We start from the raw sequence: 23,587 nt of genomic DNA on the forward strand, positions 1-23,587 counted from the left end.
GGCATCCCGTCGGAGAAAGGAAAATTTAGTTTTCACCGCGCGGCTGCAGCCGCGCCTTCACCGTCAGCGGGTTGATATAGGGCTCCAGCCCCCTCACCGTCGCCGACAATGCACCACGCATTTCATGCACGGTTTCAAGGCCGGCATCGATCATCTTGCGACGAACCTCGTCGTTGATGAGAAGATAGTTGACGCCCTTGGCCAGCATCTCGACATCGCGGATGATCTTGGCGCTGCCGTTCTTGGCCAGCATCTGGTAGGTATCGCGGAAATTCTGGACATTGCCGCCCGACAGGATCGCGCAGCCGAGCATGGCCGGCTCCAGCGGGTTCTGCCCGCCCTCGCCGAACAGCGAGCGGCCGACAAAGGCCACTTCGGTCATCCTGAGATAGAGCCCCATTTCGCCGATCGTATCGCCGAGGAAAATGTCCGTCTGCGGGGTGATGGGATCGTTGCGGGTGCGCCTTGCCACAGTCAGCCCCTTGGCGGTCAGCATCGCCTCGATGGCGTCGCAGCGTTCGGGGTGGCGCGGCACGATGATGGTGAGAAGCCCGGTGCGCTCCCTCAGGGCGCGGTGGACGATGCCGGCGGCATTTTCCTCGCCCTCGAAGGTGGAGATCGCCGCCCAGGTCTTGCGGTCGCCGATCTGCTGTTGATAGTGGCGCAAGGCGCCCTTGTCATAGGGCGGCGCATCGGTATCGACCTTCAGATTGCCGGATACCATGACCGGCAAGGCACCGAGAACGCGGAACCGGTCGGCATCGAGCTCGGACTGGGCAATCACCAGCGCCAGGTTTTCAAACAGGGCATCGGCAAGCCAGGGGCGCTTCTTCCAGCGGCCGAAAGTACGATCCGACAAGCGTCCATTGACCAGAACCTGCGGAATATGGCGCTGCCCGAGTTCCATCATCGTCATCGGCCAGATTTCCGATTCCGCGATGATTGCCAGATCCGGTTCCCAGTAATCGAGGAAGCGGCTGACGGCCGGCTTGAAATCGAGCGGCACATATTGATGGATGACGTCGGAACCCAGCCGCTCGGCGGCGACGTGCGCCGATGTCTTCGTGCCGGTGGTGAGCACGATCGCTATGCCGCGACGCGAAACTTCCCTGATCAGCGGAATGACGGCCGTCGTCTCGCCGACGCTTGCCGCGTGAAACCAGATCAGTGGGCCTTGGGGCCTCGGGGCGCTGGCATGGCCGTAGCGCTCCTGGCGGCGGGCAGGATCTTCCTTGCCCTTGGCGGCGCGGGCGGCGAGATAGGCCCAGACCAGAGGATAGATCGCGGTGCCGATCCAGCGATAGCTAGACAGGACCAGGCGGGCAATCTTGCGGTTCATGACGGGACGTCCTCACCGGCACGGACTAAGGCCCGTCCGCCGGCGCCGTGCATGGCAAAGTCCACGATCATGCCTTGCGCCTTTGCTGGCAGCATCCGCATCAGGCCTGTTCCGGCTCGAGAAGCCGGTGCATATGGACGATGAAATAGCGCATATGCGCATTGTCCACGGTCAGTTGCGCCTTGGATTTCCATGCCGTCAGGGCCGTGTCGTAATCGGGGTAGATACCGACGATATCGAGCTTTTCGAGGTCGCGGAACTGCACGCCGGTCAGCGTCGTCAATTCGCCGCCGAAGACGAGGTGCAGGCGCTGTTTCTTTTCCGAATTCTCAGCCATCAGACTTTCCCGTTTTCTTCACGTATTTTCGTTTGGTTTGCGGCATCCGGCTGGAAAGGTCAATGCCTCTCCAGCGCCTCCAGCCCCTGTGACGCGGCAATCAGGGCCGGCAGCGCCGGCATTGCGGCAGCACACAGGACCGTATGGCTGACATTGGGGCGATTATAGGAAAGAGGCTGCCCGGCAAGATCGAAAAGCGCCCCACCGGCCCTTTCCAGGATCAGGTCTGCGGCGGCCAGATCCCAGTCGTGGGAATTCTTCTTGACCACCGTGCCGTCGATCCGGCCATCGGCGACCATGGCGATGCGATAGGCAAGCGAGGGCACATGGGCAACGCGCGTGATGCCGACCCTGTATCCCTGTTCGAGAAGCCGGACCGTATCCTCCGCAAGAGCGATGCGCAGGACCGGATCGGCAGCCGGCCCGACAGTGATCGGCGCATCGTTCTTCAGGGCGGGACCCGTCTCTGTCGCCTGGAACAATTCGTCGAGCGCCGGCGCATAGAGGACGCCCGCGACCGGACGCCCCAGATGCACGACGGCGACGCTGACGCACCAGACATCCTTGCCCGCGATGAAGGCGCGCGTCCCGTCGATCGGGTCGACCACGAAGACCGTGTCGCAGCCGAGCCTTGCCTCGTCGTCATCGGTTTCCTCCGACAACCAGCCATAATTGGGCCGGGCCGCCAGCAGCTTTTCCTTGAGAATATCGTTGGCGGCGAAATCCGCCTCGCTGACCGGCGAGCGTCCTTCGTTCTTCCACTGGACCGAGGGGTCCTTGCCGAAATAGGTGAGCGCCTTTTCACCCGCCGCCCGGGCAGCATCCGTGATCAGTTCCAGATCGCTGGACCATTGCTGCGGCGCGTGCGGGGCGGCGTTCATTTCGGTCTTTCCATTTCCCGCGGCGAATGCCGCATTGAGGATCTTCCATCCAAGGGCGTTCAGCTGCCTGCGAGCGTCATGCCCTCGATGGCGAGCGTCGGCGCGGCGACGCCGAACTTGCGGTCGATGTCGTCGGCAAGGGTCAGGTTCATGAACATCTGCCTGAGGTTCGAGGCGATGGTGACCTCGGAAACCGGGAAGGCCAGTTCACCGTTCTCGATCCAGAACCCCGACGCGCCACGGCTATATTCGCCGGTCAGCATGTTGACACCCTGGCCGATCAACTCGGTGACATAGAAGCCCGTACCAACACTGCGGATCAGGTCCTCGCGGGACATGGTGCCGGGCTCGAGTGCGAAATTCGTAGATGCGGGCGAGACGGCGGGGCCGCTGCGCACGCCACGCCCATTGGTTTCCAGCCCGAGTTCAAGGCCGGTTGAGGTCGACAGGAACCAGTGCTTGAGCACGCCATCCTCGATCATCGACAGTTTCTGCCCGGTGACGCCTTCGCCATCGAAGGGACGCGAGGAGGCGCCGCGCACCACCAGCGGATCGTCGGTGACGGTAATCCTCTGTTTCATCACGGGCTTGCCCATCATGTCGCGCAGAAAGCTGGTCTTGCGGGCAACCGAGGCGCCGTTGATGGCGCCGGCGATATGGCCGGCAAAGCCGCGGGCCATGCGCGGATCGAAAACGACGGTGACATTCTTGCGGGTCGGCATCTGGCGCGGGCCGAGCCGGGCGACGGCCCGCTCGCCCGCCATGCGGCCGATCTCCTCGGCGGGCTTCAGATCGGCGAGATAGAGGCGGCTGTCGAAATCATAGTCGCGTTCCATCTTGGTGCCGTCGCCGGCAATGGCGCTGACGGAGCGGCCGAACCGCGTGCCCATATAGGCGCCGGAAAAGCCATGCGAGGTCACCAGGACCAGGCCGCCCATGCCGGCAGATGCGCCGGCACCGCTGGAATTGGTGACGCCATCGACGGCAAGCGCCGCCGCCTCCGCCTCAAGCGCCGCCGCAGTCAGTTCCTCCGTGGAGACCTCCGCCGGATCGAACAGATCGAGGTCCGGATAGGATTTGGCCAGACGGTCGCCATCGGCAAGGCTCGCAAACGGATCTTCCGGCGAAGCCTTGGCCATGGCCACGGCCCGTTCGGCAAGCAGCTTCAGGTCGAAGCCCGGATTGGCCGAAACGCTGGCGACGCGGCGGCCGACGAAAACGCGCAGCGAGAAATCATCGCTCTCCGAGGCTTCCGTCGCCTCGACCTTGCCAAGCCGCACCGTGACCGAGCGCGACCGGCCCCGCACCACCACGGCATCCGCCTGATCGGCCCCGGCCTTCAGCGCGAGATCGAGAAGCTGGGCGGCGCGCGCTTCAAGGACGCCGGTTTCATTGGTGTCGGACATGATTTAGCCTTTCATTCCCGCTCCATTTATTGTGCACTGGCGCGGGCATCAAGGTCATATCCTGATTCTTGCCCGCCCGCCCCCGATGAAATATCGATTGCGGGCGGCATTGTCCGTTACAAGCCCGCAACAGCCCCTGGAACTATATCCCCGGGCCAGAAAGACCAGATGCATGTCGACGACCTCCGTCTTTACGTCCCAGGCACTGCTGCTGCTCGCCGGCGCCGTTATTGCCGCCCCCGTCTTCAAGAAGCTCGGGCTCGGCACGGTGCTTGGCTATCTGGCGGCCGGGGTGATCATCGGGCCGCTTCTCCACCAGATCAACGACGGGGAACAGATCCTCGGCTTTGCCGAACTAGGGATCGTCTTCCTGCTCTTCATTATCGGGTTGGAGCTGAAACCATCACGGCTCTGGCAGATGCGGCGCGATATTTTCGGCCTCGGCACCGCGCAGGTTCTCGTGACGGGGGCTGCCCTATCGGGGATCGTATATGCGGCCGGCTTGCTTGACTGGGGCGGAAGCATCGTCACCGGCTTCGGCCTGGCGCTGTCGTCGACCGCCTTCGCGCTACAAATCCTTGACGAAAAAGGCGACACCAATACGCGCTACGGGCAGCGGGCGTTTTCCCTGCTCCTGTTCCAGGATCTGGCCATCGTGCCGCTTCTAGCGCTGATCCCACTGCTTGCCCTGCAGATGCCCGAGGACACGTCGCCGCCGCTCGAGGATTTCGCCATCGCCGTCGGCGCGGTGCTGGCCATGGTGATCGCCGGCCGCTACCTGCTGAACCCGCTGTTCCAGGTGATCGCCCGCACCGGCGCCCGCGAGGTGATGATCGCCGTTGCCCTGCTGATCGTGCTGGGCGCCGCCACGATGATGCAGCTTGCCGGCCTCTCCATGGCCATGGGCGCATTCCTCGCCGGCGTGCTGCTGGCCGAATCCTCCTATCGGCATGAGTTGGAAGCCGATATCGAGCCGTTCCGCGGTCTGCTGCTGGCCCTGTTCTTCATGGCCGTCGGGCTGTCGCTGGAAGTGCATGTCATCCTTGAAAACTACCTGCTGATCCTGGTTGCCGTGCCGGCGCTGATGGCGATCAAGGGCCTCGTCATCTATACGCTCTGCCGGTTGACGGGCTCGCCGCACAATGATGCGGTTCGCATCGGCCTGCTGCTGCCGCAGGGCGGGGAATTCGGCTTCGTGCTTTTCAGCGCCGCCGCTGCGTCGGGCGTGTTTTCCGCCGGCTGGGCTTCGCTGCTGATCTCCATCGTCACCCTGTCCATGGCACTGACGCCGCCGGCCTCGGCGCTGGCGCGGTTTCTGATGCGCGAGCAGAACGAGGCGACCGAGGAACTGGAAGAGGATTTCGCCGGCGCCGGCGCCGATGTGCTGATGATCGGCTTTTCCCGCTTCGGCCAGATCGCCTCCCAAATACTTTTGGCCGGCGGCCGCGAGGTGACGATCATCGATCATTCCGCCGCCCGCGTCCGCCAGGCCTCGACCTTCGGCTTCCGCATCTATTTCGGCGACGGCACGCGGCTGGACGTGCTGCGCGCCGCCGGCATCGAACATGCCAAGATCGTCGCGGTCTGCACCCATAAAATGGAGATCACCGACCGGATCGTCGACATGGTGCAGGCGGAATATCCCAATGCGCGGATCTATGCGCGCGCCTATGACCGGCAGCACACGCTGTCGCTTCGGGCGCGCGGCGTTCACTACGAACTGCGCGAGACCTTCGAATCCGGCCTGGTCTTCGGCCGCAAGTCGCTGGAGGGCCTGGGCGTCGGCGACAATGAGGCGCTTGCGATCATGGATGATATCCGCCGCCGCGACGAGGCGCGCCTGGTGGTGCAGGAAGCCGAAGGCATTACCGCCGGTCGCGACATGCTGCATTTCAAGCCGGTGCGGCCAGAGCCGCTGATCAAGCCGAAGCGCGAAACGGTTTCATCACTGGAGGACGAGGAGCTTCCTTCCGCCGCCCCCGCGACCGCCGTGCCGGGCGGGGACCTGCTGGCGGGCGCGGACTAACCACTCATCCCGCTTTCCTCGCCTTGAAGGCAGCATCGAGGGCTGTCTTCAACTCGTCCTTGACGGTCAGCGTCGCCGCCAGCACCTCCTGTGCCTTCAGGAAGTCCATGACCCGGAAACGGTTGACCTGCGGGCGCAGCAGGATATCGGGTGGACGCGCCTTGATCTTCATGGCGATGATCGACTGCATCATCAATTGGCTGGCACCGAACAGGCTGTCGATCCGGCTCGGCATCGCCTCGCCGTCGCCGTCCGGCCCGCCCACGACATCGACGGCGATGACGATATCGGCCAAACCCGCCAGATGATCGAAAGGAACGGGGTTGTAGATGCCACCGTCGATCATAATCCGGCCATCGATCCTCACCGGCATGAAGACGGCGGGAAGTGCCGCCGACGCGGCCAGCGCCTGATGAAGATCGCCGCTGTCGCGAACCGTTTCATGCTGCCCGTAATAATCGGTGGTCATGACCTTGAGGGGAATGGCGAGACCCTCGAAATCCTTCGGCACGGCATTCGGCAGGAAGGCCGGCAGGATGCGCTCTATATTGAACTGGCCGACGCGAAAACCGCCGCTCATCGCCGCTGCAAGACTGGAGGGGCGCAAGCTCCAGAGCCGGTTAACGATCTCCTTGCGGCGGCCGACGGTCGCCAGTGTATGATCGCGAATCTCGGCCCCGCTCAAACCGGCCGCCATGCCGGCACCCATGATCGCGCCAATCGAGGAGCCGGCGATGACGACCGGGCGAATGCCCATCTCGTCCAGCGCTTCGATGACATGAATATGGGCAAGACCGCGAGCGCCGCCGCCGCCGAAGGCAATGGCGACGGTCGGCCCGGCCTTCGCTTCCGTGTGTTGGAGACCTTGCGTCATGCCAGGCATCCTCCCCTGTCAGGCGGCGCGGTAACGGTAGAAATGCATCCTCGTATCGCCGAACAGGCGATCGTCCACAGGCTCGAAATTGTCGGGCGTTACGGGGCGAATATCGGCTCGCTCCTCCAGGATGGCAAGGGCACCCGGCACCAGCCAGCCGCCGACGGCCGCCGAAGCCAGCGCCTTTTCGCCAAGACTCCCGCCATAGGGCGGATCGGCAAAGACGAAGTGGAAGGGCTCGACCGTGCCCGCCGGTCCAAGGTCTGTGGCATCGCGACGGAAGACGCGGGCCCGGCCGGTCAGCCCGAGAGTTTCGACATTGGTGCGCAACAGCCCCCTGCCCTCGGCGCCGTTCTCGACGAAGAGCGCCTGCCGGCAGCCGCGCGAAAGGGCTTCCAGGCCCACCGCACCGGTACCGGCGAAGAGATCAAGGACACGCCCACCGTCAAGAACATCCGGATAGGCATGGCTCAGAATGTTGAACAGGCTTTCCCGCGTCCGGTCCGTCGTCGGCCGGATGTCGTTGGACCGGGGCGTTACCAGCCCGCGCCCACGAAACTCGCCTCCGACGATCCGCACGCGCGCTTAATTCCCGCGTCCGCGCGGCTTGCCGCCGGCGGGCGGACGCCCACCCGAAGGCCTGCCGCCGGAGGGCTTGCCGCCACTAGGCCTGCCGCCACCGGGCCTGCCATCGCGCGGGCCACCCGCTTTCGCGCCAAAAGGCTTTGCTCCGCCCGGCTTGCCGCCGAAGGATTTTCCACGGGGCTTGTCACCTGCCGGCCTGTCGCCATTTTCGCGGCGTGGCGGACGATCACCGAAATCACGCGGCTTGCGGTCGCCGTCCTCACGCGAGAACGACTTTTCGCCGAACGGCTTGCGTGGGCGGTCGCCCGCGGGCCGGTCGCTTTTCGGACGATCGGAGAATGAGCGTGCGCCTTCGGCGCGTGGCTTGCGATCACCGAACGGCTTGTCACCGCCTTCGCGGCGCGACGGGCGATCCCCTTGTGGACGGGCACCCTGCGGACGGTCACCCTGGGGACGGTCGCCACGCGGCGCGCGGTCGCCGAAGCTGCGGGCACCGCGATCGTCACCGCCGAAACGCTTGCGGTCGCCGCCGCGGCCCTCATCCCGGCTCGGCTCTTCGGTTGCGCGGATCCAGTCCTTGTCGTCATCGTCGCGGGTGACGAGCACCCGGGGACCGCGATCAGGACGATCGTAGACGCTCGCCTTCTTGCGATCCGGGTCGAACTTCCGCGTGGATTTCGTCGCCACGCCGTCCTTGTTGCGGCCATAGCGCTTGGTTGCAGGCGCGCCTTCGGGGCGCTCGCGGCGGACCGGCTTTTCAGCGGCATCGGCTGCCTGCCCATCCTTCGGCTTCTTCTCCGCCAGCGGCCTGGCGCCGGGCGCCATCCAGACATTGGCCTTGCGCGCCCGAAAGCCGGGCTCCCGTTTCGGCTGGTCATCATATTTCGCAGCCGGCGCATCGCGGCCGCCGCGTTCCCTGCGCTCGGGGCGTCCGCCCCCTTTTTCGTCACGCCTGGTATCGAGCCGCGACAGCGCCCGTTCGCGCTTGTCACCGGGTTTTTCCTTGAATGCGCCGCGTTCACGCGGCTCCGGCTTGCCGGCCGCCCATTCGCTCTTCTGCGGCTTGTCTTCTTCGGCGGCAGCCGCCTCGAACAGCGGCGCATCGAAATTCGCCTTGGCATCCTCGATCAGACGGGGGCCGAGCTGGTCGCGCAGCGTCCGGCCGCGGATTTCCTGGGCCTGGCCTTCCGGCAGTTCGCCAAGCTGGAACGGGCCATAGGAGATGCGGATCAGCCGGTTCACGTCGAGGCCAAGGGCGCCCATGACGTTCTTGATTTCGCGGTTCTTGCCTTCGCGCAGGCCCATGGTGATCCAGACATTCGAGCCCTGGACCTTGTCGAGGGTCGCCTCGATGGGGCCATAGAGCACGCCATCGACGGCGATGCCCTCCTTCAACTTGTCGAGGCCGGCCTGGTCGATCGCTCCATGGGCGCGCACGCGGTAGCGGCGCAGCCAGCCGGTGGAGGGCAGTTCCAGTACACGGGCCAGGCCGCCGTCATTGGTCAGCAGCAGCAGGCCTTCGGTGTTGATATCGAGACGGCCGATCGACAGGACGCGCGGCAGGTCCTCCGGCAGGTTGTCGAACACGGTCGAGCGGCCTTCCGGATCGGAATTGGTCGTCACCAGGCCGGACGGCTTGTGGTAGAGCCAGAGGCGGGTGCGTTCGATGCCGCGGATAGGCTGGCCGTCCACTTCGATATGATCGGCGAGCGTCGCGTTGACGACCGGGCTATCGAGCAGCTTGCCGTTGAGCGAGACGCGGCCTTCCATGATCATGCGCTCGATATCGCGGCGCGAAGCGACGCCGGCGCGCGCCATGATCTTGGAAATGCGCTGGGGAACATCGGCGCCGACCGTCTCGGTCGTCGCGCTCGGCCGGGGCTTGCGCGGCTTTGCGCTTGCGGCGTCATCGGCGCGGGGCGCATCCGCGGGCTTGCGCGCACCGGCGCCGGGTTTCTTGTCACGGGCGTCGGGCTTGCCGCCAGGCCGCTTGGGCTTGTCTTTGAATGTCATTTGTGTTGCCTGCCTTTTAAGGCTGTCCTATCAGGTCGCAGCCCAAGGGTTAAGAGAAATTATTACGGGTTCCGACGATGGCCGAAACGCAGCGATTCATGGATATGGCTCTGTCGCAGGCGCAAATGGCGGCCACGCGCGGCGAGGTTCCGGTTGGCGCCGTTCTCGTTCTCGACGGTGCCATCATTGCCAGTGCAGGAAACCGCACGCGCGAACTCAACGACATTACCGCCCACGCCGAAATCGAGGCGATCCGCGCGGCCGGGCGCGCGCTTGGCGCGGAGCGACTGACCGGCGCCGATCTCTATGTCACGCTCGAACCCTGCACCATGTGCGCAGCGGCAATCTCCTTTGCCCGGCTGCGCCGGCTTTATTACGGCGCCGAGGATATCAAGGGCGGCGGCGTCGACAATGGAGTGCGCTTCTTCAGCCAGCCGACTTGCCACCATGCGCCGGATGTCTATTCCGGGCTTTCCGGCCGAAGCGCCGCCGAGATCCTGAAAGATTTCTTCAGCGGGAGACGCTGACCGCAAGCCTGACCACGGGCGTCAACCGGCGGCGAAGGTTTCGAGCGCGTCACCGGCAAGACGGTAGCGCGTCCACTCGTTCAGCGGCTCGGCGCCGATCGCCTCATAGGCCTTGATCGCCGGCTCGTTCCAGTCGAGCACGCTCCACTCGAAGCGTCCGCAGCCCTTTTCGACCGCGATCCGCGCGAGATAGCGCAGCATCAGCCGCCCGGCGCCGGAGCCGCGCTGATCGGGCGTGACGTAAAGATCTTCCAGATAAAGGCCGTTGCGGGCCTGCCAGGTCGAATAGCTGAAGAACCAGACGGCGAAGCCGACCGGCACGCCATCACGCTCGATGATGGCCGCCTGCGAGACGGATTGCGGGCCGAACAGGGACCGGGTGACGGTCTCCACCGTCGCCTCGACCTCGTGACCGGCCTTTTCATAGACCGCGAGTTCGGTGATGAAGCGCAGGATGGTGCCTGCATCCTGGGGAACGGCCTTGCGAATATCAAACATGGGCGATCAGAAAATCTGGTACCATTTCTTGCCGCTGCCCTTGACGGTGGCTTCCTTCTTGCGGCGGCGGGCCTTGACCTGTTCCGGCTCGCCCAGATCGGCCGTCGCCTCTTCGGGCAGCTTGCGGTATTCAAGCGGCGGGTCGCTGAGGAAGCGGCGCTTGTCGGCATAGGCGCCCATCTGGATCTTGCGGGCTTCGCGATAGGCTTCCTGCTGTTCCTTGGCGGTCAGCCGGCGGCTATTGGCGCTGGACTTCGCCAGAGGCGAAACATAGCCGGGCCGGTTGGCATTGGCATCCGCCTCTTCGCGCAGGCGCTGGCGCGTCTCCTCGGGCGCCTCGATCCACTGCGGATTGTCCTTTGTGGCAAGCGCCTGCTGCGGCTGGACGAGCGCAACCTTCTCCTCTTCCGGCGGCAGGACAAGGCCCGGGCGCGGCTGGTACTTGACGCTCTTCGGCTTGTCGCCGCCAAGGCTGACGGCGCTGCCGAGATCGTCCATCAGATGTTCGCCGGCGGTCTTGTCGGTTCCATAGGTCGGGCCGCCAAGGCAGCCCGTCAGTACGAAACTGCCAGCCACGATACCGACGACACCGGCATACACTCGAAACTCTCGCGTCATTCCCATGAAATCCTTCCAGCGGCGCCGGCCCGATCGATATCTTCAGGCCGCATTCGCTGCGCCCATGACGGATAAATCCGCCGATTTTCAGGCAGGTTTACCGGATGAGCCGCAAAAGCGCAATTCATCCGGTAAACAATCCCTTAAGACGCGTAGCCCAGTTCACGCAGTGCAGCCGCGTCGCGGGCCGAGACATCCGGGAAGGCCGGATCGGATCCGACATCGGCGGTGATGCGCCAGGACCGGGCGCATTTGACGCCCTCCGCAAGGCGAGGCTCGACGCTGACGGAACCCAAATCGTCCAGCCGGAAGGCGTCGTCCGGGCCCTTGCCTTCGACGATCGTGATGCCGGAGGTGATGCAGATCTCGGCAAAATCCTGGCCCTCGAGAGCGCTCAACAGGCCGGCGTCAGCGATATGGACGACCGGCGCGGCCTCGAGCGAGGAGCCGATGCGCTTGTCGCGGCGCTCCACCTCCAGGGCTCCGGTGACGGCGCGGCGCACGTCGCGGATCTTTTTCCACTTTTCCGCCAGGGCTTCGTTGCGCCATTCGGCCGGAACCTGCGGGAACTGCTCGAGATGCACGGAGACCGTCGAGGGATCGCGCGACAGCCAGGCCTCTTCCGCGGTAAACGGCAGAACCGGAGCAAGCCAGGTGACAAGGCAATCGAACAGCTTGCGGATGACCGCAAGGCTTGCGCGACGGCGCGGGCTCGACGGGGCGTCGCAATAAAGCGCATCCTTGCGGATGTCGAAATAGAACGCCGACAGCTCGATGTTGGAGAAGTCGATCAGGGCACGGGCAATACGCTTGAAGTCGAAGGCGTCATAGCCTTCGCGCACGAGTTGATCGAGCTCCGACAGGCGGTGCAGCATCAGGCGTTCGAGCTCCGGCATCTCGGCGAAGGCGATATCCTCGCCCTTGTCATGCGCCAAAGTGCCGAGCATCCAGCGGATGGTGTTGCGCAGCTTGCGATAGCTGTCGATATTGGTCTGGATGATCGCCTTGCCGAGACGCTGGTCTTCCCAGTAATCGGTGGTGGCGACCCAGAGGCGCAGGATATCGGCGCCCGATTCTTTCATCACGTCCTGCGGGGCCACGACATTGCCCTTGGACTTCGACTGCTTCTCGCCCTTCTCGTCCATCGTGAACCCGTGGGTGACGACGGCATTGTAGGGTGCGCGGCCACGCGTGGCGCAGCTTTCGAGCAACGAGGAATGGAACCAGCCGCGATGCTGGTCAGAGCCTTCGAGATAGACATCGGCCGGCCATTTCAGGTCCGGACGGTCTTCCAGCGTGAACGTATGGGTGCAGCCACTGTCGAACCAGACATCGAGGATGTCCATGACCTGTGTCCACTTCGCATGGTCGTGGTCCTGCCCAAGAAAACGATCCTTGGCACCTTCGGCAAACCAGGCATCCGCGCCTTCGACTTCGAAAGCCGCGATGATGCGGGCGTTGACGGCTTCGTCGATCAGCACTTCACCCTGCTCATCGGCAAAGACGGCGATCGGCACGCCCCAGGCGCGCTGGCGCGACAGCACCCAGTCCGGGCGGTTCTCGATCATGGCGCGCAGTCGGTTCTGGCCGGCGGCCGGCACGAAGCGGGTCTCGTCGATGGCAGAAAGTGCGCGTGAGCGCAGTGTCGTGCCGTCGGCAAGGTCCTTATCCATGTAGACGAACCACTGCGGCGTGTTGCGGAAGATGATCGGCTTCTTCGAGCGCCACGAATGCGGATAGCTGTGCTTCAAACGTCCGCGTGCGAACAGGTTCTTAGCCTCGATCAGCGCCTTCATGACGAGTTCGTTGGCATTGCCCTTCTTGCCGTTGTCATCCATGACGCGGCCGGCGCCGCCTTCCCGATCCGGGCCGAAGCCGGGCGCGTCGGCGGTGTAGAAACCGGCATCATCGACGGTGAACGGGATCTTCGACGAGATGCCACGCGCTTCCAGAGCCCGGGCGTTGTCCATCCAGGCTTCAAAGTCATCGGCGCCATGGCCGGGAGCCGTGTGGACGAAACCGGTACCGGCGTCATCGGTAACATGGTCGCCAGCGAGAAGCGGGACTTTGAAATCGTAGCCAAGCGCGGCCAGCGGATGGGCGCAGATGATTGAACCAAGCAAATCGGAGCTCAAATCAATCAGGCGCTTGAAGACCAGTTTGCCCTTCGAGGCGGCATCCTCTGCCAGCTTATCGGCAAAGATCAGCTTTTCACCGGGCTGCGGACCGAAATCATTGGCAGCTTCCGTTACTTCATAAAGCCCATAGGAGACACGGGGCGAATAGGCGATCGCCCGGTTACCCGGGATGGTCCACGGCGTGGTTGTCCAGATGACAACATGCATCTGATCGTCAGCAGGAAGCTCCGTCGCCTCATCGTGCCAATAGGTTGAATGCCCTGTATCATCATCCGAATTCCTTTTGAATCCGCGATCCTTTACCGGGAACTTCACCCAGATCGTGTCGCTCTCGATATCGGCATATTCGACCTCGGCTTCCGCCAGCGCGGTGCGCTCGACGACCGACCACATGATCGGCTTGGAGCCACGGTAGAGCTGGCCGCTCTTGGCGATCTTCAGCAGTTCGCCGGCGATGCGGGCTTCCGAGTGGAAGGCCATCGTCGTGTAGGGATTGTCGAAGTCTCCCTCAATCCCCAGGCGCTTGAACTCGCCGGACTGAATCTTGATCCAGTTGGCGGCGAAGTCGCGGCATTCCTGGCGGAATTCGTTGACCGGAACCTCGTCCTTGTTCTTGCCCTTGGCGCGGTAGGCTTCCTCGATCTTCCATTCGATCGGCAGGCCGTGGCAGTCCCAGCCCGGAACGTAGTTCGAGTCGTAGCCGCGCATCTGGAACGAGCGGGTGATGACGTCCTTGAGGATCTTGTTCAGCGCATGGCCGATATGGATGTTGCCGTTGGCATAGGGCGGGCCGTCATGCAGCACGAATTTTTCGCGGCCGGCGGCGGAGGCGCGCAGCTTTTTATACAACCCCATCTTCTGCCAGCGGGCCACCGTTTCCGGCTCCTTCTGCGGCAGGCCGGCGCGCATCGGAAATTCGGTTTCGGGCAGATAAAGTGTCTTCGAATAATCGAGCTTTTCAGCAGTATCGGTCATGGTTTTTGCAATCGTCTCTAGGCGCGTTTCGCCGCGCATGCGAACGGGATATCTATGGGGACAACGGAGGCGCTTGCAGGAAACGCCGAAAACCCGGACCTTCCGGCGGCAATCAAAGCGCTCGGAAAGCCGGGCCCGTAATTCGCTGATCACTCATCAATCGACGGTATCGGGTCATGCTGGCCGGTTGTTTAAGCGGTTTTCCGGGGAAAAGGAAGATGACAAAGACAAAGTTTCCAAGAAGGATGCGCGCCGTGGCAATGGACTGCATTCCGCGAAGCACCTCGTCGAAGTTCGAAAGCGCGGAGGCTTACCCCCTCTGTTGGCGACGCCGACATCTCCCCCTCAAGGGGGGAGATGGGCCGCAAGCTTTGTGCTTCCCTTACATTTGAGGCATTGGCGGTCTTGGTAATCTCCCCCCTTGAGGGGGGAGATGTCACGGAGTGACAGAGGGGGGTAAGCCTCCCAATCTCCGAGCCAATGACGCTCTCAATCCCTGGGATTTGCCATCATCGCTGCCCGCAGTGCGTCGTTGATGCGGTCCTGCCAGCCGGGACCGTCGTCCTGGAAATAGTGCAGGACCGCGCTGTCGAGCTTTAGGGAAACGAGTTCCTTGGTCTCGGGCAGTGCCCGCTTTTCGACGGCCGGCGCGGCTGCTTTCTTTGCGGGCTTGAACAGGGCTTCGGCGGCGTCCATGGCGCTGACGGGCCGGCGTGGCGTGGTGGCCATGACATTCATCCTTTACAGGTTTTCATCCGATGCGAATGCGATTCTGCCGTCGATCAGACCGAGCGGCCTGACGCCGGACAAGAGGGCGCGGGCTTCCGCCTCGTCCTGTTTTATCTGCTCCACCAGCGGATCGAGACCGTCGAACTTCAACTCGTCGCGCAGATGGCCGAAAAAGGAGACCGAACAGATCTGGCCGTAGAGATCGCCGGAGAAATCGAAGACGAAGGTTTCCAGGAGCGCCACGCCGTCCGTATCGACCGTCGGGCGCTTGCCGAAGCTTGCCACGCCGTCATGAAGCCTGCCGTCGGCACTGCGGAAGCGCACGGCATAGATGCCGTTGCTGAGTTCGACTTCCGGCGGCAGTTGCATATTCGCAGTAGGATAGCCAAGGGTGCGGCCAAGCTTCTTGCCGCCGATCACCTCAGCTTCCACCGTATAGCGGTAGCCGAGCATGCCGGCTGCCTGCGAAACATCGCCCTCACCCAGCAATCCGCGGATATGGCTGGAGGAGATCACCGAGGCGTTCTCGTCGCGGAAAGCATCGACCAGCGTCACGCCGAAACCGTTTTCGCCGCCGGCCGCCATTAGGAAGGCGGGGCCGCCTTCCCTGCCCTTGCCGAAATGGAAATCGAAGCCGGTCACCACATGGCCGGCATGCAGCCAGTCCATCAGGATCGAACGGATGAAATCGGAGGCAGAAAGCTGCGAGAAGGTGCGGTCGAAGGGATATTCGATGACGGCGGAAAAGCCCATGCCTTCGAGGATACGGGCCTTCAGCGGCGCCGGCGTCAGGCGGAAGACCGGCTGGTCGGGCCGAAAGACGCTGCGCGGGTGCGGCTCGAAGGTCAGGACCAGCGCAGGGACGCCGCGTGCGCGCGCCTCATCCAGAGCCCTGTTCAGCACCGATTGATGGCCGCGGTGCACGCCATCGAAATTGCCGATGGCGATGACGCCGCCGCGCAAAGCCTCCGGCAGGGGTTCTCGGGTCTCGTTGCGATGGAAAACCGTCATCGTCGTTACGCCAGTCATCTCTTGTGCAGTTCGATCACGCCAAGTGGCCGGCCTGTCCGGGCTTTGCGCTTCGCGTCAGTCATCAGGCGAGCCGCGGCATCCACCATTTCGGCGTCGCGCCTTCGCTCTTCAGGAAAGCCGTGAGCCTTGCCTCGTCGGTCTTTTCGCCTGCCATATATTCGGCCGCATGGATACCGGCGCTGATATAGAGGAGATCGAGCCCGAAATCCTGCGCGCCCTTGACGTCCGTGGGCATGCCGTCGCCGACGGCGATCACCCGCGACAGATCGAGCCCGCCGCGTACGGCCTTGGCTTCCGAGAGCGAAGCCCGGTAGATCGGCACATAGGGCTTGCCGGAAATCCGCGTCTCGCCGCCCAGGTCCTCATAGACCTTAGCGATGGCGCCGGCGCAGGGAACGAGCCTGTGGCCGCGCTCGACCACCAGATCGGGATTGGCACAGATGAACGGCACCTTGCGGCTTGCAAGACCCGACAATGTCGCGCGGTAATCCTCGGCCGTCTCCGTCTCGTCGTCGAAAAACCCGGCGCAGACGACGATCTCGGCCTCCTCCGAGGAGACCAGGCTGACATCGAGGCCTTCAAGCAGTGGCAGGTCGCGCTCGGCACCGATGAAATAGACCTTTTTCGGCCCAGCGGATATCAGCGCCCGAGTGACGTCGCCGGAAGTGACGATGCGGTCATAGGCGGTATCGGGCACGCCGAGACCGCGGATCTGGACGATGACGCCGGGATGCGGGCGCGGCGAATTGGTGATGAGGACGACGGTCAGTCCCCTGGCGCGGGCTTCGGTCAGCGCCTCGCAGGCGCCCTTGAAGGCGGCCACGCCATTGTGCAAGACGCCCCAGACATCGCACAGGACGACATCGTAGCGGCTGGCGATGTCGCGAAAACTGTTGATCCGAACGGCCATTCTGGCTTCCCGAAGAAGAATTGATCGGGCTGACATCGCAGGCAGGCGCCAAAAACACAAGACGCCAACCGGAAATTGCCTGAAATTGGCCGGCCAATCCCAAGGATTTGCGGAACGGACGGCCGCTACCGTCAAAAACCGTGGATCACCCAGCCGGCACAGGCGCAGACGGCAAGGGTCGCGACAATGCCGGCGCGGAAGCGAAAGAGCATGAGGGCGGCCAGAAGCGCCAGGAAAAACGCCGGCCATTGAAATGTCCACCATGTCGGCAGCGGCATCGACAGCGGCCCGGCCACCAGCTTGCCGACATCGGCGAAAAAGACATGCAGGCCGAACCAGACGGCGAGATTGAGGATGACGCCGGTGACGGCCGCCGAGATCGCCGCCAGGGCACCCGACAGCGCCCTGTTGTTGCGGAGGTTTTCCACATAGGGCGCACCGAGGAATATCCACAGGAAGCAGGGAACGAAGGTAACCCAGGTGACGAGCGTGGCGCCGACGAGGCCCGACAGCAGCGGATCGAGCCCCAGGGACGCACGAAAGCCCGCCATGAAGCCGACGAAGGTAAGCACGAGCACCAGCGGTCCCGGCGTCGTCTCGGCCAGCGCCAGGCCATCCAGCATCTCGCCCGGTTTCAGCCAGTGATAAGCCTCAACCGCCTGCTGCGCGACATAGGCCAGCACCGCATAGGCCCCGCCGAAGGTCACCACCGCCATCTTGGAAAAAAACAGGCCGATCGTGGCATAGGCATTTTCGGTACCGAACACGGCTGCAAGAAGGATGAAGGGCACGATCCAGAGCGCCAGCCAGAAGGCGAAGACCCGCATTGCGCGGCGGCGGCTCGGGGCGCCGTCCGGGAAGTCGGCATCGATGACCGACGGCCTGTCGGCAAGCGCCTGCCTGGCCGCCGCCGCGCGTACTCCATCCTCAGGCTGCAGCCGCGTGGCCACATATCCCGCAATTCCGGCCGCGAGCACGATCAGCGGAAAAGGCAGGCCGAAAAGGAACAGCGCCGCAAAGGCCGATGCGGCGACGAGGAGCGAGAAGCGGGTTTTCAGCGCCCGCCGGCCGACGCGAATGACCGCCTCGACGACGATCGCCAGCACTGCGGCCTTCAGGCCGAAGAAAAGCCCGGCGAGCCAGTCCGTCTGCTGGAACAGGGCATAGGCCGAGGACAGGCCAAGAATGACGAAGAAGCCGGGAAGAATGAACAGCGTGCCGGCGACGATGCCGCCGCGGGTGCCGTGCAGCAGCCAGCCGATATAGGTGGCGAGTTGCTGGGCTTCTGGTCCGGGCAGCAGCATGCAGAAATTCAGCGCATGCAGGAACCGGCTTTCGGAAATCCAGCGGCGCTCCTCCACCAGTTCCTTGTGCATGAGGGCGATCTGCCCGGCCGGGCCGCCGAAACTCAACAGGCCGATCTTCGCCCAGACTTTCGTCGCCTCGGCAAAGGAAGGATGGGGTGGTGTCACATTGAGGTCGTGTTGTTGGATCATGAGCATGCCGGACAGATAACCATGATCGATGAAATATTTTCGACAGGCCGTTCTTGACTCATTTCGCGGCCGTCCTTATCTCCAAGCCGCTAGCACTCAAGTAACAGGAGTGCTAACACTCATCCATCGGGCCGTTTCAGGCCCGTGAAGTCATTTGATCGAGGGATTAGACAATGACAAGCACCAATTTCCGTCCGCTGCACGACCGCGTCGTCGTTCGTCGCGTCGAGTCCGAAGCAAAGACCAAGGGCGGCATCATCATTCCGGATACCGCCAAGGAAAAGCCGCAGGAAGGCGAAATCGTCGCCGTCGGCACCGGTGCCCGTGACGACAAGGGCACGCTCATCGCGCTCGACGTCAAGGCTGGCGACCGCGTCCTGTTCGGCAAGTGGTCGGGCACCGAAGTCAAGCTCAACGGCGAAGACCTTCTGATCATGAAGGAAGCCGACATCATGGGCATCATCGGCTGATCCAGCCGGTACCCGCTTCTCACTTTCCAGAAAACCAATTGGGCATCAGCCCGGGAGTTTTAACATGGCAGCCAAAGAAATTAAGTTCGGCCGCACCGCGCGCGAAAAGATGCTGCGCGGCGTCGACATCCTCGCAGACGCAGTGAAGGTCACGCTCGGCCCGAAGGGTCGTAACGTCATCATCGACAAGTCCTTCGGCGCACCGCGCATCACCAAGGACGGCGTTTCCGTCGCCAAGGAAATCGAACTGGAAGACAAGTTCGAAAACATGGGCGCCCAGATGGTCCGCGAAGTTGCTTCGAAGACCAACGACATCGCCGGCGACGGCACCACGACAGCAACCGTTCTCGCCCAGGCCATCGTTCGCGAAGGCGGCAAGGCCGTTGCTGCCGGCATGAACCCGATGGACCTGAAGCGCGGCATCGACCTCGCCGTTTCCTCCATCGTCAAGGACCTCGTTGCCAAGGCAAAGAAGATCAACACTTCGGAAGAAGTGGCCCAGGTCGGCACGATCTCCGCCAATGGCGAAAAGGAAATCGGCCAGTACATCGCCGACGCGATGCAGAAGGTCGGCAATGAAGGCGTCATCACGGTTGAAGAAGCCAAGACCGCCGAAACCGAACTCGAAGTCGTCGAAGGCATGCAGTTCGACCGCGGCTACCTCAGCCCCTACTTCGTCACCAACCCTGAAAAGATGGTTGCAGAACTGGAAGACGCTTACATCCTTCTCCATGAGAAGAAGCTCTCCAACCTGCAGGCCATGCTTCCGGTTCTCGAAGCCGTCGTTCAGACCGGCAAGCCACTCCTGATCATCTCGGAAGACGTCGAAGGCGAAGCTCTCGCAACGCTCGTCGTCAACAAGCTGCGTGGCGGCCTGAAGATCGCTGCCGTCAAGGCTCCGGGCTTCGGCGATCGCCGCAAGGCCATGCTCGAAGACATCGCCATCCTGACCGGTGGCCAGGTCATTTCCGAAGACATCGGCATCAAGCTCGAAAACGTCACGCTCGAAATGCTCGGCCGTGCGAAGAAGGTTTCGATCTCCAAGGAAAACACGACGATCGTCGACGGTTCCGGCAAGAAGGCCGAAATCGAAGGCCGCGTCGCGCAGATCAAGGGCCAGATCGAGGAAACCACCTCCGATTACGACCGCGAAAAGCTGCAGGAACGCCTTGCCAAGCTCGCTGGCGGCGTTGCCGTCATCCGCGTTGGCGGTGCGACCGAAATCGAAGTGAAGGAAAAGAAGGACCGCATCGACGACGCGCTCAACGCAACGCGCGCTGCCGTTCAGGAAGGTATCGTTCCCGGTGGTGGTACGGCCCTGCTCCGCGCCTCGATCGTTCTCGACCTCAAGGGTGCAAACGACGATCAGACCGCCGGTATCTCGATCATCCGCAAGGCGCTTCAGTCGCTGGTTCGCCAGATCGCTGAAAACGCAGGCGACGAAGGCTCGATCATCGTCGGCAAGATCCTCGAAAGCAACACCGACAACTACGGCTACAATGCCCAGACCGGCGAATTCGGCGACATGATCGCCATGGGTATCGTCGATCCGGTCAAGGTCGTTCGCACGGCTCTGCAGAACGCAGCTTCGGTTGCTTCGCTGCTGATCACCACCGAAGCCATGATCGCCGAACTTCCGAAGAAGGAATCGGCCGGTGGCGGCATGCCTGACATGGGTGGCATGGGCGGCATGGGCGGCATGATGTAATAGGGCATCCGCCTTATTACGAATGACGTTTCAGTTTCGGAACAAGACAAGGGCGGACCTCCGGGTTCGCCCTTTTTGCGTTCCATCAATTCCAGCGCGATACAAACGCAGACGAAGGGCCGCATGGGAAAATATTTGCCTGAGACCATTGATGCACGAACAAAAGCAATTATAACAACGCTCGAAGTGAACCAAGATTCACGGGGATCAAAAACCAGGAAGAATTCGGGAATAGTATTACTCAATTTTTCCATATTAACTCTATGCGCAGGATCGCTTTGATTCCGCGCGCCGAAACATATAGATTTTATCGCATGCAATTTGTTTCGTCTTGAGCATGAACAGCCGCAAGACCTTGAAATTGAGCTTCCATATCCTGCCGTTCATGAGCCTGGCTTCGTTTTCGCGCCATTCGTTCATGCTGTGCAATGGAAATGTTTCTTTCGCATTCGTGAGCGGGAACAGACGAATGGATTTCGGATTTTTTGTTTCTGTCGGGGACGGCCATGTTTAAGATTGCCAGAGCCGGTTTTTACCAGCCCTTCGGCGCGCCGCCCCTTGCTTCCGGTGAAGGCGAGCAGGATCTGCTGCGCCAGTTCTGCGCCTCGGAAAGCTGGTCGGGAGACCTTTCGAACGGCCTGTTCCGCCTTGGCGAGAATGCGGTGGCGATGCATGGCCTGGAGCAAGGCGAGTGCGGGCTTCTCAACCTGGTGCGCTGCTATGACGATGCCGACCGCAACCATGTGCTGGAGCTTTTCGAGCAGGCAGCGACGACATCCTCGTCCTTCTGCTTTTCAACGACCATCAATCTGGCTTTCGGCCAGAAGCAGCCGGTGTTCTGCATCGGCGAATCGACGGGGCTCGAAGAGCGCTATTCCGGCACCATGCTCGGCGTCTTCTTCTTCCCGCGCTTCCAGCTTGAATCCAAAATCCGGGTCTTCGCCCATCATCAATGAGGCCGCCGCCGGCCAGGCCGTCGCCAGCTAGGACAGCAGCGTCTTCAGATCAAGCTGCGGGTCCTGGAGCAAGGTGCGATCGGGCGTTCGTTCAAGGTCGATCAGCTTCTTGCCCGTCACATAGGCCTTGGCATCGTTGAGCGCATCGACGGCAACGAGCTTGCCTTGCCTGAAATACCAGACCGAGACGCTGCCTTCCCGCTGGCCCTTGCGCACCAGCGTTTCGTCATGGCCAAGGCCGAAGCCGGCGATCTGCAGCTTGACGTCGTATTGATCCGACCAGAACCAGGGTTTGGGCTCATAGGGCGCGGTTCCGCCGGCAAGCAGGGTTGCGACGGCTTCCGCCTGATCGACGGCGTTCTGGACCGATTCCAGCCGGATGCGCGCACCCTGCCATGGCAGCAGCGCGCAATCGCCCATCGCATAAACAGCAGGATCGACGGTGCGGCCGAATTCATCGACGACGATGCCATTGGCCACTTCGAGGCCGGCTTCGCTGGCCAGCGCATCATTGGCGGTGACGCCGATGCCGACGATGACCAGATCGGCCGGAAGCACCGTGCCATCGGTCAGTTCCGCAGCCACAACCCGCCCATCGGTGCCGACGAGGCGGACAAGACCGACCCCTTCCCTGATATCGACGCCGCGGGATTGATGAAGATCGCGGACGAGATCGGAGGTCGCCCGCGAGGCGACGCGCTGGAGGATACGGTCGGCCATCTCGATGACGGTCACTTCCAGCCCGCTCGAGCGGGCAACGGCCGCAGCCTCCAGACCGATATAGCCGCCGCCGATGATCAGCGCGCGGCGACCGGGCGTCAGCTCCCCGGCGAGCCGGTCGGCATCGGTAAAGTCCCGCACCACGAAGACACCGTCGAGATCGCCGCCGATACTGGCCGGCAGGCGGCGCGGCGTCGAGCCGGTGGTAAGCGCCAGCACGTCGTAATCGAGCGTCGTCCCATCGCTGAGCGTCACGAATTTGGCGGCGCGGTCGATGGCGGTAACAGTCGTCGACAGGCGGATATCGACATTCTGCTCGCCATACCAGGCCGGCGGTCGATAGAGCAGCCGGTCGAGATCCATCTCGCGCAGCAGATATTTCTTGGAGAGCGGCGGCCGCTGGTAAGGATAGCTTGCTTCCCCGGCAAGCATGGTGACCGGACGCTCGTCCTTCAGGGCCCTGAGCCTTGCCACCAGAGCAAAAGCGGCCTGACCGCCGCCGACAACAACCAGCCTACCTGCCACGTCCGCTCCATCCACCCCGAAAACTGCCTTTCCCGAGACCTAGCCCGCCCGCCCGAGCTTCGTCAACTCAGCCGGGCGGCGGGAGATGACGCGATCAGGCGCGGGCCGGGATATCCATGCCTTTTTGCGCCGCCGGGCGGGCAAGACCGCGTTCGACCCAGGCCATGACATTCGGGTAGCGCTGATATTCCAGCACCTCGGCACCGCCATAGAATTTGCGGGCGCCTTCGATCCAGGGATAGGTGGCGATATCGGCGATCGTATAGTCATCGCCCATCAGCCATTGGCGGCCGTCAAGCCGGGTTTCCAATATGCCGAGCAACCGCTTGGCTTCGTCGCGGTAGCGCTCCATCGGATAGGAATTATTGGCGACCTTCTCGGCGGCGAATTTGAAGAAATGGCCGAACTGGCCGAGCATCGGCCCAACGCCGCCCATCTGGAACATCACCCAGCACAGGGTCTCGTAGCGGCCGGCGGCATCGGCAGGCAGGAGCTTGCCGGTCTTCTCGGCGAGGTAGATCAGGATGGCGCCGGATTCGAACAGGCCGATCGGCTTCCCGTCCGGCCCGTTCGGATCGATGATCGCCGGAATGCGGCCATTCGGATTAAGCGAGATGAATTCCGGCGTCTTCTGGTCGTTGGTACCGAAATCGATCCGGTGCGGCTCGTAGGCGAGGCCGAGTTCTTCCAGTGCGATCGAGACTTTCACGCCATTCGGCGTGGGCAGGGAATAAAGCTGGATGATATCGGGATTGGCGGCGGGCCAGCGGGTGGTGATCGGGAAAGCGGAAAGATCGGCCATGGAGAACTCCTCGGGGTGGGAC

21 protein-coding genes are annotated in these 23,587 nt (G+C 62.9%); 5 read left to right on the plus strand and 16 right to left on the minus strand.

Annotation, left to right across the window (positions count from 1 at the left end; all coding sequences use genetic code 11):
- Nucleotides 1–25 precede the first annotated feature (25 nt).
- The 4 genes from waaA to ASD31_RS10870 all read right to left on the minus strand — a co-directional run bounded on the left by waaA (nucleotide 26) and on the right by ASD31_RS10870 (nucleotide 3,963).
- The gene (waaA, locus tag ASD31_RS10855; RefSeq protein WP_056332768.1) at nucleotides 26–1,339 is read right to left on the minus strand and encodes a lipid IV(A) 3-deoxy-D-manno-octulosonic acid transferase; all 1,314 of its coding nucleotides are present in this window, start codon (nucleotides 1,337–1,339) and stop codon (nucleotides 26–28) included.
- 100 nt (nucleotides 1,340–1,439) lie between these two features.
- Entirely contained in the window at nucleotides 1,440–1,676 is a 237-nt protein-coding gene (locus ASD31_RS10860) for a DUF4170 domain-containing protein (protein ID WP_056332771.1), read from the minus strand.
- Between the two features lie 59 nt (nucleotides 1,677–1,735).
- Nucleotides 1,736–2,557 carry a 3'(2'),5'-bisphosphate nucleotidase CysQ gene (locus ASD31_RS10865; RefSeq protein WP_056332774.1) on the minus strand — a complete coding sequence of 274 codons (822 nt, stop codon included), beginning with the start codon at nucleotides 2,555–2,557 and terminating at the stop codon, nucleotides 1,736–1,738.
- 59 nt (nucleotides 2,558–2,616) lie between these two features.
- Nucleotides 2,617–3,963, minus strand: a complete 1,347-nt coding sequence (locus tag ASD31_RS10870; protein WP_056332777.1) for a TldD/PmbA family protein — start codon at nucleotides 3,961–3,963, stop codon at nucleotides 2,617–2,619.
- Nucleotides 3,964–4,135: 172 nt separating this feature from the next.
- Between ASD31_RS10870 and ASD31_RS10875 the strand changes: the two genes are divergently transcribed.
- Nucleotides 4,136–5,989: a monovalent cation:proton antiporter-2 (CPA2) family protein gene (locus tag ASD31_RS10875; RefSeq protein WP_056332780.1), complete on the plus strand. Its 1,854-nt coding sequence runs from the start codon at nucleotides 4,136–4,138 to the stop codon at nucleotides 5,987–5,989.
- Nucleotides 5,990–5,993: 4 nt separating this feature from the next.
- Here ASD31_RS10875 and ASD31_RS10880 read toward each other — a convergent pair whose 3' ends face one another.
- Genes ASD31_RS10880 through ASD31_RS10890 form a run of 3 tightly spaced genes read right to left on the minus strand, consistent with a single transcriptional unit; the run spans nucleotide 5,994 to nucleotide 9,461 of the window.
- Nucleotides 5,994–6,863 carry a patatin-like phospholipase family protein gene (locus ASD31_RS10880; RefSeq protein ID WP_056332783.1) on the minus strand — a complete coding sequence of 290 codons (870 nt, stop codon included), beginning with the start codon at nucleotides 6,861–6,863 and terminating at the stop codon, nucleotides 5,994–5,996.
- An 18-nt stretch (nucleotides 6,864–6,881) separates the two neighbouring features.
- Nucleotides 6,882–7,442, minus strand: coding sequence for a 16S rRNA (guanine(966)-N(2))-methyltransferase RsmD (rsmD, locus tag ASD31_RS10885; RefSeq protein ID WP_056332786.1), 561 nt, complete (start codon nucleotides 7,440–7,442; stop codon nucleotides 6,882–6,884).
- Between the two features lie 6 nt (nucleotides 7,443–7,448).
- Nucleotides 7,449–9,461, minus strand: coding sequence for a pseudouridine synthase (locus ASD31_RS10890; RefSeq protein ID WP_056332789.1), 2,013 nt, complete (start codon nucleotides 9,459–9,461; stop codon nucleotides 7,449–7,451).
- 77 nt (nucleotides 9,462–9,538) lie between these two features.
- Here ASD31_RS10890 and ASD31_RS10895 point away from each other — a divergent pair, with 77 nt between their 5' ends.
- Nucleotides 9,539–9,988: a nucleoside deaminase gene (locus ASD31_RS10895; RefSeq protein WP_056332792.1), complete on the plus strand. Its 450-nt coding sequence runs from the start codon at nucleotides 9,539–9,541 to the stop codon at nucleotides 9,986–9,988.
- 21 nt (nucleotides 9,989–10,009) lie between these two features.
- Here ASD31_RS10895 and ASD31_RS10900 read toward each other — a convergent pair whose 3' ends face one another.
- The 7 genes from ASD31_RS10900 to chrA all read right to left on the minus strand — a co-directional run bounded on the left by ASD31_RS10900 (nucleotide 10,010) and on the right by chrA (nucleotide 18,384).
- Complete coding sequence (locus tag ASD31_RS10900) at nucleotides 10,010–10,486, minus strand: GNAT family N-acetyltransferase (RefSeq protein ID WP_056332795.1); 477 nt, start codon at nucleotides 10,484–10,486, stop codon at nucleotides 10,010–10,012.
- A gap of 6 nt (nucleotides 10,487–10,492) precedes the next feature.
- Nucleotides 10,493–11,110 (minus strand): hypothetical protein, encoded by a 618-nt coding sequence (locus tag ASD31_RS10905; protein WP_056332798.1) that lies wholly within the window; start codon nucleotides 11,108–11,110, stop codon nucleotides 10,493–10,495.
- A gap of 137 nt (nucleotides 11,111–11,247) precedes the next feature.
- On the minus strand, nucleotides 11,248–14,217 hold the full coding sequence (ileS, locus tag ASD31_RS10910; RefSeq protein WP_056333234.1) for an isoleucine--tRNA ligase: 2,970 nt from the start codon (nucleotides 14,215–14,217) through the stop codon (nucleotides 11,248–11,250).
- A gap of 489 nt (nucleotides 14,218–14,706) precedes the next feature.
- Nucleotides 14,707–14,946, minus strand: coding sequence for a BrnA antitoxin family protein (locus tag ASD31_RS10915; protein WP_056333236.1), 240 nt, complete (start codon nucleotides 14,944–14,946; stop codon nucleotides 14,707–14,709).
- Nucleotides 14,947–14,958: 12 nt separating this feature from the next.
- A complete protein-coding gene (locus ASD31_RS10920) occupies nucleotides 14,959–15,957 on the minus strand; it encodes a bifunctional riboflavin kinase/FAD synthetase (RefSeq protein ID WP_056332801.1) in 999 nt (332 codons plus the stop codon).
- Between the two features lie 82 nt (nucleotides 15,958–16,039).
- Nucleotides 16,040–16,888: a TIGR01459 family HAD-type hydrolase gene (locus tag ASD31_RS10925; RefSeq protein ID WP_056332802.1), complete on the minus strand. Its 849-nt coding sequence runs from the start codon at nucleotides 16,886–16,888 to the stop codon at nucleotides 16,040–16,042.
- Nucleotides 16,889–17,019: 131 nt separating this feature from the next.
- Entirely contained in the window at nucleotides 17,020–18,384 is a 1,365-nt protein-coding gene (gene chrA, locus ASD31_RS10930; RefSeq protein WP_056333240.1) for a chromate efflux transporter, read from the minus strand.
- Between the two features lie 173 nt (nucleotides 18,385–18,557).
- Here chrA and groES point away from each other — a divergent pair, with 173 nt between their 5' ends.
- From groES to ASD31_RS10945, 3 genes are all read left to right on the plus strand, one after another.
- The gene (gene groES, locus ASD31_RS10935) at nucleotides 18,558–18,854 is read left to right on the plus strand and encodes a co-chaperone GroES (RefSeq protein WP_056332810.1); all 297 of its coding nucleotides are present in this window, start codon (nucleotides 18,558–18,560) and stop codon (nucleotides 18,852–18,854) included.
- A 64-nt stretch (nucleotides 18,855–18,918) separates the two neighbouring features.
- On the plus strand, nucleotides 18,919–20,562 hold the full coding sequence (gene groL, locus ASD31_RS10940; RefSeq protein WP_056332812.1) for a chaperonin GroEL: 1,644 nt from the start codon (nucleotides 18,919–18,921) through the stop codon (nucleotides 20,560–20,562).
- Nucleotides 20,563–21,068: 506 nt separating this feature from the next.
- Nucleotides 21,069–21,518 (plus strand): hypothetical protein, encoded by a 450-nt coding sequence (locus ASD31_RS10945; RefSeq protein WP_056332814.1) that lies wholly within the window; start codon nucleotides 21,069–21,071, stop codon nucleotides 21,516–21,518.
- A gap of 27 nt (nucleotides 21,519–21,545) precedes the next feature.
- Here the strand turns inward: ASD31_RS10945 and ASD31_RS10950 are convergent, their stop codons facing one another.
- Entirely contained in the window at nucleotides 21,546–22,763 is a 1,218-nt protein-coding gene (locus ASD31_RS10950) for an NAD(P)/FAD-dependent oxidoreductase (protein ID WP_056333243.1), read from the minus strand.
- Nucleotides 22,764–22,857: 94 nt separating this feature from the next.
- Complete coding sequence (locus tag ASD31_RS10955; protein ID WP_056332820.1) at nucleotides 22,858–23,565, minus strand: glutathione S-transferase C-terminal domain-containing protein; 708 nt, start codon at nucleotides 23,563–23,565, stop codon at nucleotides 22,858–22,860.
- Between the last annotated feature and the right edge of the window lie 22 nt (nucleotides 23,566–23,587).

Origin of the sequence: Rhizobium sp. Root482 (assembly GCF_001426565.1) — a bacterium.
In the GTDB taxonomy this organism is placed as follows: Bacteria; Pseudomonadota; Alphaproteobacteria; order Rhizobiales; family Rhizobiaceae; genus Pararhizobium.